Consider the following 13,907-nt stretch of genomic DNA (forward strand, 5'->3'; position numbering starts at 1 on the left):
AGTTTGGTACAACGAATATACATAAAAACGACACTAGAAAAGATGCGCTTCCGCATTTTTTCTAGTGTCGTTTTGGTAAGAATTAATCAAGAATAGGATCTTTTTTAGAAATCATGACCCAAACCCAACTAATTAGAAAAGCAACCGTTGCTGGAACGACCCAGCCCATGCCAATAGTGAACAATGGTAAGTATTGGCCGGCTTTTTCTAAAAGCGTTGTTACAAACGCCGTATCTTTGATAAAGGCAGGCGCGCTATTTAATGCATCTAAAACAGCAGCAATCAATGTGATATAGGTCGTTGCTTGATAGACTTCCCGTCGATGTTTGAAAATAGGACTGATGATTACCAAAAGCATTAAAGTAATCGCCAATGGATAAAGGAACATCAAGACTGGAACGGCAAATTGAATGATGTTGGTTAAGCCGACATTTGCAAAAATAGCTGGTAAAATAACAACAATTGCCAAGAATTTTTGATAGGAAACTTTCGGAAACATTTCTTCAAAAGTCTCAGAAAAGGCTGTGCTTAAGCCGATACCGGTTTTTAAACAAGCAAGAACTACGATAAAAGCCAGTAAAATACTCCCTGGTAGGCCTAAATAGTAATTGGCAATTTGGGCTAAGGCAATCCCGCCGTTTTCACTGATTGGAAAAGCCCCGATACTCATTGTTCCCATATAAGCAAGTAAGGTATAGATAATCCCCATCAATACAACACTGAAAGCACCTGATTTAATCATTCCTTTAGCGATATCTCCTGGTTTTTCGACGCCCATATTTCGTAAAGTGGAAACGACAACAATCCCAAAAGCTAATGAAGCTAAAGCATCCAACGTATTATAACCTTCTGTAAATCCTTTAAAGAAAGGACTTGAAATATAATTTTCACCAACAGCGGCACTGGCCACATGACCTAATGGTTTTACAAAGGCTAAAACAATCAAAATTCCTAGCAATGCTAAAAATAACGGATTTAAAAATTTACCCACATAATCTAAGATTTTACTTGGCTTTCTAGAGAAGAGCCAAACGGCTAAGAAAAATAATGCGGAAAAACCAGCAAGAACCAGCCATTGCAAGTCTTTAGGAACAAATGGTGCAAGACCAATCTCAAAAGAAGTAGTTGCTAACCTTGGTAAAGCAAAGAAAGGACCAATCGTTAAATATAATAGTAAGGTAAAAATAAGAGCATAACGACGATTAATCCGAGAAGCTAAGTCAAAAACACCTGAACTTTTAGAAACACCCATAGCAATGACACCAAGAAAAGGTAAGCCAATTCCAGTAGCTAAGAAGCCCAAGTTTGCTAAAAAGACGGAAGCCCCCGCTTCTTGTCCCATATGTACAGGGAAAATTAAATTTCCAGCACCGAAAAACAAACCGAATAACATTGAACCAACGTATAGATAATCACGCCAAACTAACTTTTTTTGCATAGATTCACACTCCTTAATATTGTCTTATTATTTAAAATAACAGAAGAAGAAACAGAGAGCAACCAGTTTTTATAGAAAACATTAGTTTTCTTATTTTTCTATGAAATAAGCATACTGATAATCATCACAATAGTGTCCATTTATATAAAATTCTTCTTTAAAATGTGCTTCCTGCACAAAACCATGTTTTTCATAGAATCGAATGGCTTCTTGATTGGTAGCCATTACTCGCAAACTCAGCTTATGAATCCCGCTTATCTGGGCCATATCTTTGACATACGACAGCAAAGAACCGCCAATCCCTTGTCCTTGGAAATCTGGCGAAACGCCAATACTTAGTAGCCATTGCTTTTGATGAGCTGCTAACGAAGTGGGCGGATGGACTTCAATAAATCCAGCGAGTTGTTGTCCGCTGATGGCAACAAAAATCGTTTCATCTTTCATTTTTTCCTGATATGCCGCAAGCGAGAGTGGTTGTATCTCGGCAGGGGTATTCTTTTTTGTCCAAATGATTTGGTCCAAGGCATGTAATGCGGGCCAATCTGCTTCGGCAACTAAGCGAATAGTGAGTGAGGTAGACAAGATAATAGGGCTCCTTTTTCTGAAATTTTAAAATATAAAAAGACTATAGCATTTATTGTCTGAAAATTCAAATACTTTTAAAACGAAAAGAAAAATGGCTGCACCTTTTCGAGAAAATCAAAATATGCTACCATAGCTACCAGAGGATAGATGGTAAAAAAGAATCTATCTAAATGGAGGGTATGTTTGTGAAAAAAATGGCAGTATATTGTGGCGCCAGTCTGGGGAATGAGCCAATCTATCAGCAAGCTGCAGTAGCGTTAGCCGCTTGGATGAAAGAAAATCACTATGATCTAGTTTATGGCGGTGGCAATGTTGGTCTAATGGGCACGGTGGCTGACACGCTTTTAGCAGAAGGTGGAGAGGTAATTGGTGTTATGCCCACTTTTTTAATGGAGCGGGAGATTGCACATAATGGCATTACAAAGATGCATACAGTTAGCGATATGCATGCGCGCAAGAAAAAGATGATTGAATTATCAGATGTGTATTTAGCTTTACCCGGTGGTCCCGGCACACTAGAAGAAATTAGCGAGGTGATCTCTTGGGGCCGAGTCGGTGAACATATGAACCCTTGTATTTTATACAACGTGAATGGTTACTATGATTTATTAGCTGCTTTTTTTGATAAAATGGTAGAAACTAATTTCTTAACAGCGGCGGATCGAGCTAAAATTTTCATTTCAGATTCCTTAGAAGAAATTGGTGCATTTATTGATTCCTATGAACCGCCAATGATTCGTCAATACAAAAAATAACAAAAGAGGCAGTCACTCTAATCAGAATGACTGCCTCTTTTTTACTAGTTTTTCGTTAAAATCCGATGTAAGAACTCTTTTGTCCGAGCTTCTTTTGGATGGACAAAAATATCTTCAGCGGTCCCTTCTTCGGCAATGACACCTTTATCCATGAAAATAACACGATCGGATACGTCCCGCGCAAATTCCATTTCATGTGTTACAATCACCATTGTTAGCCCTGTATGGGCAAGATTTTTCATTGTTTTTAGCACTTCGCCAACCATTTCAGGATCCAATGCAGAAGTTGGTTCATCGAAAAGTAAAACATCTGGATCCATTGATAATGCTCGAGCAATGGCTACCCGTTGCTTTTGTCCACCAGACAATTGAGCAGGTTTGGCATCAATAAAACGAGCCATGCCAACTTTTTCTAAATTTTCTAAGGCAATTTTTTTGGCTTCTTCTTTGTTTCTTTTTAGGACAGTCATCTGACCAGAAGTACAGTTTTCTAAGACATTCATGTTATTAAATAAATTGAATGATTGGAAAACCATGCCTAAATGGGTCCGATATTTGGGCAAACTATAACCACGTTCTAAAACATTTTTACCATTATAGATGATTTTGCCATCTGTTGGTTTTTCTAACAAATTAATACAACGTAATAACGTTGATTTACCAGAACCAGAAGAACCGATAATGGTGACAACTTCTCCTTTATTGACGTTCATATTGATATCTTTTAATACTTCGTTTTCGCCAAAGCTTTTTCGTAAATGTTCAATTTCAATAATTGCACTCATCTGTTTGCCTCCTAGCTTTCTTTTCCTTCTTCAGTTAATTCTTCTACTTTAACGTAAGCAGAAGGGCCATCCATTTTACGTTCCACAACACGTAAGATTCGTGTGATCACAAAAGTCATTACCAAGTACATGATGCCGACAATTGTAAAGGTTTGGAAGAACTGGAAGTTTGCGCCAGAAGCAGCATTCCCTTGGAAGAATAAATCTGCAACACCGATAACACTTAACACGGCCGTATCTTTGATATTAATGACAAATTCATTCCCTGTTGCAGGTAAAATATTACGTAATACTTGGGGAATAACGACTTTACGCATTGTTTGTCCATGGGTCATCCCAATCGCTTGTGCTGCCTCGAATTGTCCTTTATCTACTGCGAAAATACCTCCGCGAACAATTTCAGACATATAGGCACCAGTATTCACAGAAACGATAAATAGTGCGGCCACTGTTCGGTCTAAAGAGATGCCAAAAGCTAGAGCTAAACCATAGAAAATAACCATTGCTTGAACCATCATTGGTGTGCCACGGAAAACTTCAATATAAATAGAAAGAATTAAATTTCCTAATTTTTGGAAGAAACGAGCGACTGGGTTTTCAGAATCTGGAATTGTACGGAAGACACCAATTAGTAAACCAAGGGTTGTTCCGACAACTGTCCCAATTAACGCGATAAATAGCGTTAAACCAGCACCACGTAAAAACATGTCGCCATATTGATTCCAAATATTTTTGAAATCGTTAATAAGTCCTGTTTTTTGTTCATCACTATCTGTTGCTGCAGGTTGATCCTTGATTGCTTGGTCCATAATTTTTGTCCGTTCATCTTGAGAAATACCTGCTAAAATTTTGTTTACTTTTTCAATGTCTGGATCGCCTTTACGCATGCCGACTGCTACTTGCGAGTCTTCAGCGCTAGCATCAAAGCCATTTTCTTTTGGAAATTCTAACATTTTTAATTCTTTATTGACACTAGTTGCTGTTATGCCTTCAGGGCGTTCACTAACATACCCGTCAATCATGCCAGAAGCAAGTGCTGTTCGCATAGCTGAAAAGTTATCCATTGCTTGCTGTTTATTGACATTTGGAATTTGATCAATTAATCCGTAGTGGAATGTATTTAGTTGAGCCGTAATTTTAGCATCAGCTAAATCTTTCAAGCTTTTTGCATTAGCGTATTTGCCATCTTTTTTTACAATTACGACAAATTGTGATTCATAATAAGGGTTTGTAAAAGCAATTTCTTTTTTTCGTTCAGCGGTTGGGCTCATTCCGGCGATAATGGCATCAATTTTTCCAGATTGTAAGGCGGGCGCCAAGCCATCCCATTTGGTTTGGACGATTACTAATTTACGACCTAAACCATCGGCAATTTTTTTAGAAATTTGAACATCATAGCCGCCTGCATAAGAGTTGCCTTGAATAGGCACTGCGCCATGTGCGTCATTTTTCTGTGACCAGTTAAAAGGGGCGTAGCCAGCTTCCATGCCGACACGAAATTCACCATTTTCCTCCGCCGAAGCGTTGGTTGTCATGCCAAGTAACGAAAATAGCGTGACAAGTAGTAGACTGAATGAAAAAACTTTTTTGTTCATCTTTTTCTCTCCTTTAAATTTCTTGTCTGATTGATCGTTTTGTCTTTTTTCAATCAACAAGCTTTGATAATCAGCTGAGCAAAAGCGATTCTGTCTTTTTAAAGGAGAATACTTCTGTCACAACCTATTTTTGAATACAAAAAAACAACCAAACAGATGTAAGGTTGCTAGGTAATGTCGAAAAAAATTCCTCAACGAAACATAGCACAACTTAGCATCACTACTAAGACAGTCCGCAAGCTCTTAACTTACGTCCCAACACACAACAGAAGAGGCTCCGTTATGCATTTCGGCGATTGATCCTAAACTTGCTTCCCAGTGTCCTCTCACTCCACAAGCGTAATAAAAACCGCGACCTCTACCTCTTTTTTGAGGCACTATTCAGTTATTAAATTCAGTTATTAATTTTAGGATAAATCCAGAAGAAAGTCAATATGTTCCAGCAAAGGAATTTATCAAGAGGACACAAACACCATGAAATTAGCGTAACATTTTCCCTACGAAATAGAAACTAATACGAAAAAAGCAACCATTCCTAAAGGAACAGTTGCTTTTTACTTAAGCTTTGACAGCTTTTGGTTCACGACCTAAAATAGCTTGAAGAACAGTCAATACACCTAAAGAAGCTAAAATTGTATAAATTAGACTTGAGTAAGTTAAGATACCGAAATCCCAAGTTTTGTAAACTAATAAAACAATTGCTAAGGCGATAATAGCGATAACGTTGAAGAACGCAAAAGCCCAAAGATTTCCGTTTTCTTTACGAGAAAGATAAAAAACAGAGAACCAAATGCTTAAAACGCCCCAAGCGATGCAGGCAATAATTGCAGCCCAATAAATAATAAATGCGACCATTGTTGTTTCACCTCACTTTTACTCATGCATATTTTACCACGAGTTGAGAAATTTGTCACAAACTCTTTCAAGATAAATCAATATATAGGTAAGAAGTTTTCAAAAAGTGGAAAAACTTTTGGTGCTAATGTTAAAATACGTTATAATATAGAAGATTAGGAGCTGAATCGATATGCAAGATATCACGCAAGCCGAGGCAATTCATTGGTTGGCAACCCAACAAAAAATCACATTTTTAACAGGTGCGGGTATCTCGACAGCCTCAGGTGTGCCAGATTATCGTTCCTTAAAAGGTGTCTATCAAGGAATCCAGCAACCGGAATACTTATTGAGCCGGACTTGCTTAAAAACAGAGCCAGAAAAGTTTTATCAATTCGTTAAAACGCTCTATCATCCAGATGCACAACCTAATATCATTCACCAGAAAATGGCCCAATTAGAGCAAATGAAACGGGGAAAAATTGTTTCACAAAATATTGATGGGCTTCATCGAAAAGCAGGTAGCCAAGAAGTGGTGGACTTTCATGGTAATTTATATGAATGTTATTGCCAAACTTGTGGTGCAACGGTTCCTTGGCAAGACTATTTGCTTAGTGATCGGCACGCTGATTGTCGTGGACAAATCCGTCCAGCTATTACTTTGTATGAAGAAGGGTTATCCGAAGAGGCAATCGAAAAAGCCATTCAGGCCGTTGCTTCTGCCGACTTAATCGTGATTGTCGGCACGAGTTTTCAAGTGCATCCATTTTGCGATTTGATTCATTATAAACAACCAACGGCAGCTATTTTAGCCATTAATCAAACGCCGCTATTTTTACAACAACCTTATTATTTTTTAGAAGCGAAAGCCGAAACGATATTTGCAGAATTAACGATAAAGGAGTAACGGAATGGAAGAATTTAAATCAGAAAAAGAAAAAATGATCGCAGGTGCACTATATTTTGCCTCAGATCCTGAATTAGTGGCTGATCGCAAAAAAGCCCGTGAACAAATGGCGTTAATTAACCAACAACCAGACACATATATTCGTCGTCAATTAATAGAAGAAACGTTTGGAAAAGTGGGTGTCGGGACGTACATCGAACCGATGATTCAATTTGATTACGGCTACAACATTTCTGTGGGGAAAAATTTCTATGCCAATTTTAATAACGTTTTTTTAGATGTTTGTCCAATCGAAATTGGCGATAACTGTATGTTTGGCCCCAATGTGCAACTCTATACAGCCGAGCATCCATTACAAGCGGCCAAGCGTAATAGCGGAATGGAATCAGGGAAACGAATTATCATTGGCAACAATGTTTGGATTGGCGGTGGAGCGATTGTCCTTCCTGGCGTAACATTAGGTGATAATGTAGTGGTAGCAGCAGGCGCTGTTGTGACCAAATCGTTCCCAGAAAACTGTGTGATCGCAGGTAATCCAGCACGGATAATTAAAGAATTGACTGAAGATGACGCCCCAACAACTTCTTTAGAACAACAACGAGCAAAGATTAACCAAATCGATAAGGAACTGGTCCGTTTATTAGAACAGCGGATGGACGTCGTCGCAGAGATTGCTGCAGTGAAAAAGAAAGCAGGTCATGCGGTTTTTGATTCTGAAAGAGAACAACAAGTATTAGAAACTATTCTGAATCATGTTGAAAATGCCGAGTATGAAGAAACATTATCTGAGACTTTCCAGGGAATTATGGACGCCTCTAAACGTTTCCAAGAAAAACATTTAGGAGAGTGAGGCGAAGGTCGTGGATGGAGAAATCAGAAGAAGAGAGATTGTTAAAAGATTAAGAGAGACCGAAAAGCCAATTAGTGCCACTCGTTTTGCAAAAGCTTTTGATGTCAGCAGACAAATTATTGTAGGAGATGTCGCTCTATTACGGGCGACAGGGGTCGAAATTGTCGCAACAGCTCGAGGGTATATGCTGGAACAACCTTTAGAAGGAATTGAACGGAAAATTGCTTGTCAACATACACCTGAACAAACGAGAGAAGAATTGTCAGTCATTGTTGCCAAAGGTGGAGAAGTGGTAGATGTGAGTATTGCACATCCGCTTTATGGGGAATTAATTGGCAGTTTGCGCATTCAATCAGAGAAAGATATTGATAAATTTATGGACAAGTATCAAAAAGAGCATGCTACATTACTATCAGTTTTAACAGGAGGCGTCCATCTGCATACTATTCGCTGTGCAGACGAAGAAACTTTCCAAGAAATCAAAGAGGCACTTCGAAAAAAAAGTATTTTGTTTGAAGGATAATGAGAAAAAGAGAGGACGTTGATGTTTGTTCAAGCCCTTTCTTTTTTTTCTTAGAAAATTACCAAAAAAAGATAGAAGAATTTGTGAATTTTCTTCTATTTTTTTAACTTTTTGCTAGAAATTTTTTATGAAACAGTATACTATTAAAAAAGGAGCCATTTAAACAATAACTATGTCAATTATATATGTTGGTACATAAAAATAAATGGAGAAAAATAAAAAAGGAGAATGAGTATGAAAAAACAATTTGCCCTGTTCTCTACCTTATTACTTTTAGGTTCATCAATGCCAGTAGGTGCATTTGCAGAAGGTAATAACTTGGTAGCTGAAAATAGTTCTGTTGCAGAAACAACCGCAGAAGCAACAACTGCTGAAGACACTGAAACGACAGCGACTACTGAAACAACAGAAGCGACAGAAGAATCAACAACTGAAACAGAAAGTTCAACCGAATCAAGTGAATCTACAACCACGGAGTCCACGGAAACGTCAGGAACCGAAACGACAGATTCCACAACGGATTCAACATCCACAAGTACGACAGAATCGACTACTGACTCCACCTCAATGAGTACAACAGAGTCAACCACAGATTCTACGTCAACAAGTACAACTGAATCAAGTACCACGCCGACGACCACACCAAGTTCTTCTAAAGAACAGCCAAAACCTGGCACGAGTACTTCTGAATCAAAACAGCCGGCGAAACCAGTGACACCAACAGCACCAGCTGAAAAGCCAGTAGAGCAACCAGCAGCGTCAACACCGCAGCCTGAAATAGTCCCACCAGTTACAAATGAAACGGTTGGGTTAGTGGAAGACGATGAGACGTTTACGGTCAGCAAAACGAAGAAGACAGAAGAGTTTATTCAAGAAATCGGTGAATCTGCTCGGAAAGTGGCCAAGGACAAAAACTTATATGCTAGTGTGATGATTGCTCAAGCAATTTTAGAAAGTGGCAGCGGCAATAGTAAATTAAGCCAGAAACCAAACTACAATTTGTTTGGTATTAAAGGCGATTACAAAGGTCAATCTGTTTCTTTTATTACCTATGAAGACAATGGTTTCGGTAACCTATACACAGTAGAAGCAAAATTCCGTCAATATCCAACGTATAAAGAATCAATGGAAGATTATGCGAAATTATTGAAAAATGGTTTAGATTCCAATAAAGATTTCTATCATGGTGTCTGGAAAACGGAAGCCAAATCATACAAAGAAGCGACTCGTTTCCTAACAGGAAAATATGCAACGGACAAAGATTACCATAAGAAATTAAATGCGTTAATTAAAACATACGATTTAACTTATTATGATAAAGAAAAAGCAACCGTTGAACCAATGGAATCAAATTTCCCAGCCTATAATGGCAAAAACTATGACACCTTTAATAGTTATGCTTGGGGCAACTGTACACAATATGTCTACAACCGTATTACGCAATTAGGTAAACGTGTGGACTTAACAATGGGGAATGGTCAAGATTGGGGCGAAACAGGTCGTGCACGCGGGTACAAAGTAAGTCGTACACCAAAAGCAGGTGCAGCGGTTTCCTTCCCAGCTGGTGTTTTAGGCGCAGACAATACTTATGGTCATGTCGCGTTTGTGGAAAAAGTCTTTAAAGATGGTAGCATCTTAATTTCTGAAATGAACGTGAAGGGATTAAACGTTGTTTCGACACGTACAATCTCAGCTGATGAAACACATTTAATGAACTATATCGTTCCAAAAGATAAATAAAAAAATCAGCTCTTTGTCAATAAGAACGGATGAGTTGGAAAAATCAAAGCTAGCACTGAAGAAGCAATTTTAATTCTTCAGTGCTAGCTTTTTTTGTGGCAAAAGTTCTCTCCAATAAAGTTTAATACATTCAGTTATTGCCAGGCAGTTTCAGGTCGGGATGAGTTAGCAACAGTCGCTGATAGCTATATTTTTTTTAGGTAGAATCATTTACTTTTAGGTGAAAGATGTCTTATAATTGTAAGCGGATACAAAAATAAAAAAAGAGGTGGGTAAATGAGTAAAAAAGAAATAAATCAAGTAGTTGCCAGTAGCTATCAATTGTATATTAATGGAGAGTGGACAACAGGTAGTGGTAACAAAATGATTGCTAGTTACAATCCTAGTAATGGCGAAAAATTAGCAGAATTTGTTGATGCCACAAATGCAGATGTAGATCGAGCTGTAGAAGCAGCTCAAGAAGCGTTTCAGACATGGAAAGATGTTGACGTTGTAACAAGAAGCAATCTTTTGTTAAAAATTGCTGATTTGATTGAAGAAAATCAAGAACATTTGGCTATGGTGGAGACTTTAGATAATGGAAAACCGCTTCGGGAAACGCAATCGATTGATGTTCCTGCCAGTGCAGACCATTTTCGGTATTTTGCTAGTGTGATTCGTGGAGAAGAAGGATCTGTCAAAGAATTTGATAAGGATACGTTATCCATTGTTGTGAAAGAACCCATCGGTGTTGTGGGTCAAATTATTCCGTGGAATTTCCCCTTATTAATGGGTGCTTGGAAATTAGCACCAGCGTTGGCAGCAGGTAATACGGTTGTGATTCATCCGTCCTCGAGCACATCATTAAGTTTGTTGGAATTGTTTAAGATTTTTGATCAAGTCTTGCCGAAAGGAGTAGTGAATTTAATCACCGGTCGTGGTTCTGATTCAGGAAATTATATGTTGGCACATCCAGGGTTTGATAAGCTAGCTTTTACAGGTTCAACAGAGGTGGGGTACACTGTCGCTAAAGCGGCGGCCGACCGCCTAATTCCAGCCACTTTAGAACTTGGCGGAAAATCAGCCAACATTATTTTTGAAGATGCCAATTGGGAACGTGCATTAGAAGGCGTGCAGTTAGGGATTTTATTCAATCAAGGGCAAGTTTGTTGTGCTGGGTCGCGTGTGTTCGTTCAGTCAGGTATTTATGATCAATTTGTAGAAGCTTTAAAGGAAAAATTTGAACAAGTGAACGTTGGTTTCCCGTGGGAAAAAGATGTTGAAATGGGCGCTCAGATCAATGAGCATCAATTGGAAGAAATTTTAAAATATGTCGAAATTGGTGTGAAGGAAGGAGCTACACTGATTACTGGTGGGCAACGTTTAACAGAAAATGGGCTAGACAAGGGGGCGTTTTTAGCACCTACGTTATTAGCGAATGGAACGAATACAATGTGCGTGGCCCAAGAAGAAATCTTTGGTCCTGTTGCAACAGTGATTAAATTTGAAACGGAAGAAGAAGTCATTCGTTTAGCTAATGATTCTGAATATGGTCTAGGTGGTGCCGTCTTTTCTCAAGATATCAATGTGGCATTACGGGTTGCTCGTGGTGTACGGACAGGTCGGATGTGGGTCAACACATACAATCAATTGCCTGCGGGCGCGCCATTTGGCGGTTATAAAAAATCAGGAATTGGTCGAGAAACGCATAAATCAATGCTAGATGCTTATACGCAAATGAAAAATATTTACATTGTGACAAAAGAAGAAGCAGATGGACTGTATTAAGTAGTGTAGTGAATTTTAGATAACAAACTTATTTTTTGGCTATTGTTATTTTTCGGGCTAAACAAAACAATAATTTTTTTAAAAAGTTGAGTGATGAGTAAAGTAAAACAGATTAAAAGTAAAGCCTGGTGCAAAAATCACTTTGGATTTTTGTACCAGGCTTTAAAGCGGAGTAACAATAGTGGCCACTCTTGGTTGTTTTAAATTTTCGACTATTATAGAAGGAGTTATTTTGCTTCTTCTGCTTCAAATTTAGCAAAAGCTGTTTCAATAACTTCTTTTAATGCAGAAGCAGAAGCTTCCATTTTTTCTTGTTCAGCATCTGTTAATGGAATTTCAATGACTTGTTTAACTCCTTGGCGGTTGATGATCGCTGGTGCACCGATATAAATATCGTTTTGACCATATTCACCTTCTAAATAAACAGATAATGGTAACACAGAGTTTTCATCGTTTAGGATAGCTTTAGTGATACGCGCTAGTGCAACCGCGATTCCATAGAAAGTAGCTCCTTTTTTCTCGATGATTGTGTAAGCAGCGTCGCGTACGTTGAAGAATAAATTAACCATTGCTTCTTCATCGACGTCAGGATTATTTTTCACCCATTCGTAAATTTGTAAGCCAGCGACATTCGCATGTGACCAAACTGGGAATTCTGTATCTCCGTGTTCCCCTAAGATGTAGGCATGGACATTTCGTGCATCAACATCAACTAATTCGGCAATTGCTTGACGGAAACGAGCAGAATCTAGTGAAGTTCCTGAACCGATTACTCGTTCTTTCGGGAAGCCAGAGAATTTCCAAGTTGAATAAGTCAAAATGTCGACTGGGTTTGCGGCAACTAAGAAGATACCATTAAAACCAGAATCAACAATTGTTGTAACGATTTCTTTATTAATTTTCAAGTTTTTATGAACTAAGTCTAAACGAGTTTCGCCTGGTTTTTGAGGCGCACCAGCTGTTAAGACAACTAAGTCTGCATCATGGCAATCGTCATAAGTAGCAGCATAGATTTTTTTAGGAGAAGTAAATGCTAATGCGTGAGATAAGTCCAACGCGTCTCCTTCAGTTTTTGGTACATTAATATCAATAATCCCAACTTCTTGAGCAATATTCTGAGTTACTAAAGCAAAGGCATAGCTAGAACCTACGGCACCGTCCCCGACTAAAATTACTTTTTGGTGATCTTTATTCCCTGCAGCTGCAGTCATGTGTACCATTCCTTCCTCTACATTCTTTTTCATGAGCAACGAGTTTTTATTTCCTGTTGCTAAAGTGATAGTAACATGGTTTGTAAAAAATGTCACGAACTTTGATTGTAAAAATGATACAGTTTTCAGACCTGTTTCAAAATGGTAGCTCTTACATGTGCGTAATTTCACTATCTTGCGCATATTTAAATTTCTAAAAAATTTTTTTACATCTTTCTTAATCTTCAAAGACTGCGAGTTTTTTTATTTCTATGGTATAATGAATAAAACTGGGTAGCGCATACGCTTCCCAGCCATTTTGTGTTGGCAAGCTTATAATCCAAGGAGAATGAAAGATGAAAGTAATCGTAGGACTGGGAAATCCCGGTAGTAAATACAAAGAAACAAAACACAACATTGGCTTTATTACGCTAGATGAAATTGCGTATCGGCAAAATGTTTCGTTTAATAATAGTAATTTTGAAGCAGATATTGCAGAGTTTTTTATAGGGACTGAGAAAGTATTGTTAGTGAAACCATTAACATTTATGAATGAATCAGGTCGCTCTGTTGGTCCGTTGTTGACCTACTTTGGGGTAGATGAGGAAGACTTGATTGTTATTTATGATGACTTAGACTTAGAGGTCGGTAAAATTCGTTTACGGCAAAAAGGTAGTGCTGGCGGCCACAATGGGATAAAAAGTCTGATTGCCCATTTAGGAACTAATGTCTTTCCTAGAATTAAAATTGGCATTGGTCGGCCCTCAAAAAATGATACAGTTATCCACCATGTACTAAGTACTTTTCCCAAAGAAACACACGAAGAGATGTTACTTGCTGTAAAAAAAGCAGCCGATGCCGCTTTATATGCATGCGAAGGACATACGTTTGTTGAAACAATGAATCAATTTAATGGAAAATAGCAGAAAGGAGGGCCC

13 protein-coding genes and 1 riboswitch are annotated in these 13,907 nt (G+C 38.3%); of the genes, 7 read left to right on the plus strand and 6 right to left on the minus strand.

The features are described 5' to 3' along the window. Positions 1-82 precede the first annotated feature (82 nt). The gene (brnQ, locus tag IGL23_RS01230) at positions 83-1,438 is read right to left on the minus strand and encodes a branched-chain amino acid transport system II carrier protein (protein ID WP_002361550.1); all 1,356 of its coding nucleotides are present in this window, start codon (positions 1,436-1,438) and stop codon (positions 83-85) included. A 90-nt stretch (positions 1,439-1,528) separates the two neighbouring features. Beyond that, positions 1,529-2,020: a GNAT family N-acetyltransferase gene (locus IGL23_RS01235; RefSeq protein WP_002367642.1), complete on the minus strand. Its 492-nt coding sequence runs from the start codon at positions 2,018-2,020 to the stop codon at positions 1,529-1,531. A gap of 173 nt (positions 2,021-2,193) precedes the next feature. On the opposite strand from IGL23_RS01235, the gene IGL23_RS01240 reads away from it, so the two are divergent. Then, the gene (locus IGL23_RS01240) at positions 2,194-2,778 is read left to right on the plus strand and encodes a TIGR00730 family Rossman fold protein (protein WP_033594627.1); all 585 of its coding nucleotides are present in this window, start codon (positions 2,194-2,196) and stop codon (positions 2,776-2,778) included. A 44-nt stretch (positions 2,779-2,822) separates the two neighbouring features. On the opposite strand, the gene IGL23_RS01245 is transcribed toward IGL23_RS01240, so the two are convergent. From IGL23_RS01245 to IGL23_RS01255, 3 genes are all read right to left on the minus strand, one after another. Then, complete coding sequence (locus tag IGL23_RS01245) at positions 2,823-3,563, minus strand: amino acid ABC transporter ATP-binding protein (RefSeq protein WP_002356242.1); 741 nt, start codon at positions 3,561-3,563, stop codon at positions 2,823-2,825. 11 nt (positions 3,564-3,574) lie between these two features. Then, positions 3,575-5,158 carry an ABC transporter substrate-binding protein/permease gene (locus tag IGL23_RS01250; RefSeq protein WP_002381368.1) on the minus strand — a complete coding sequence of 528 codons (1,584 nt, stop codon included), beginning with the start codon at positions 5,156-5,158 and terminating at the stop codon, positions 3,575-3,577. A gap of 194 nt (positions 5,159-5,352) precedes the next feature. Next, positions 5,353-5,527: riboswitch (Lysine riboswitch) on the minus strand. Positions 5,528-5,716: 189 nt separating this feature from the next. Next, on the minus strand, positions 5,717-6,013 hold the full coding sequence (locus IGL23_RS01255) for a hypothetical protein (protein WP_002356244.1): 297 nt from the start codon (positions 6,011-6,013) through the stop codon (positions 5,717-5,719). Positions 6,014-6,185: 172 nt separating this feature from the next. Between IGL23_RS01255 and IGL23_RS01260 the strand changes: the two genes are divergently transcribed. From IGL23_RS01260 to IGL23_RS01280, 5 genes are all read left to right on the plus strand, one after another. Continuing rightward, on the plus strand, positions 6,186-6,899 hold the full coding sequence (locus IGL23_RS01260) for an NAD-dependent protein deacylase (protein WP_016622144.1): 714 nt from the start codon (positions 6,186-6,188) through the stop codon (positions 6,897-6,899). Between the two features lie 4 nt (positions 6,900-6,903). Then, complete coding sequence (locus tag IGL23_RS01265) at positions 6,904-7,749, plus strand: chorismate mutase (protein ID WP_002363448.1); 846 nt, start codon at positions 6,904-6,906, stop codon at positions 7,747-7,749. Between the two features lie 10 nt (positions 7,750-7,759). Further along, the gene (locus IGL23_RS01270) at positions 7,760-8,272 is read left to right on the plus strand and encodes a transcription repressor NadR (RefSeq protein WP_002356248.1); all 513 of its coding nucleotides are present in this window, start codon (positions 7,760-7,762) and stop codon (positions 8,270-8,272) included. 228 nt (positions 8,273-8,500) lie between these two features. Continuing rightward, positions 8,501-10,012, plus strand: a complete 1,512-nt coding sequence (locus IGL23_RS01275) for a glucosaminidase domain-containing protein (RefSeq protein WP_033594629.1) — start codon at positions 8,501-8,503, stop codon at positions 10,010-10,012. Positions 10,013-10,288: 276 nt separating this feature from the next. Next, positions 10,289-11,779 carry an aldehyde dehydrogenase family protein gene (locus tag IGL23_RS01280; RefSeq protein WP_002361555.1) on the plus strand — a complete coding sequence of 497 codons (1,491 nt, stop codon included), beginning with the start codon at positions 10,289-10,291 and terminating at the stop codon, positions 11,777-11,779. Between the two features lie 227 nt (positions 11,780-12,006). On the opposite strand, the gene IGL23_RS01285 is transcribed toward IGL23_RS01280, so the two are convergent. Beyond that, positions 12,007-12,990 carry an L-lactate dehydrogenase gene (locus tag IGL23_RS01285; RefSeq protein WP_002356251.1) on the minus strand — a complete coding sequence of 328 codons (984 nt, stop codon included), beginning with the start codon at positions 12,988-12,990 and terminating at the stop codon, positions 12,007-12,009. Positions 12,991-13,325: 335 nt separating this feature from the next. Here IGL23_RS01285 and pth point away from each other — a divergent pair, with 335 nt between their 5' ends. Then, complete coding sequence (pth, locus tag IGL23_RS01290) at positions 13,326-13,892, plus strand: aminoacyl-tRNA hydrolase (RefSeq protein ID WP_002361556.1); 567 nt, start codon at positions 13,326-13,328, stop codon at positions 13,890-13,892. The last annotated feature ends 15 nt before the right edge of the window (positions 13,893-13,907 follow it).

Source organism: Enterococcus sp. MSG3299, assembly GCF_050555765.1.
Classification (GTDB): Bacteria; Bacillota; Bacilli; order Lactobacillales; family Enterococcaceae; genus Enterococcus; species Enterococcus faecalis.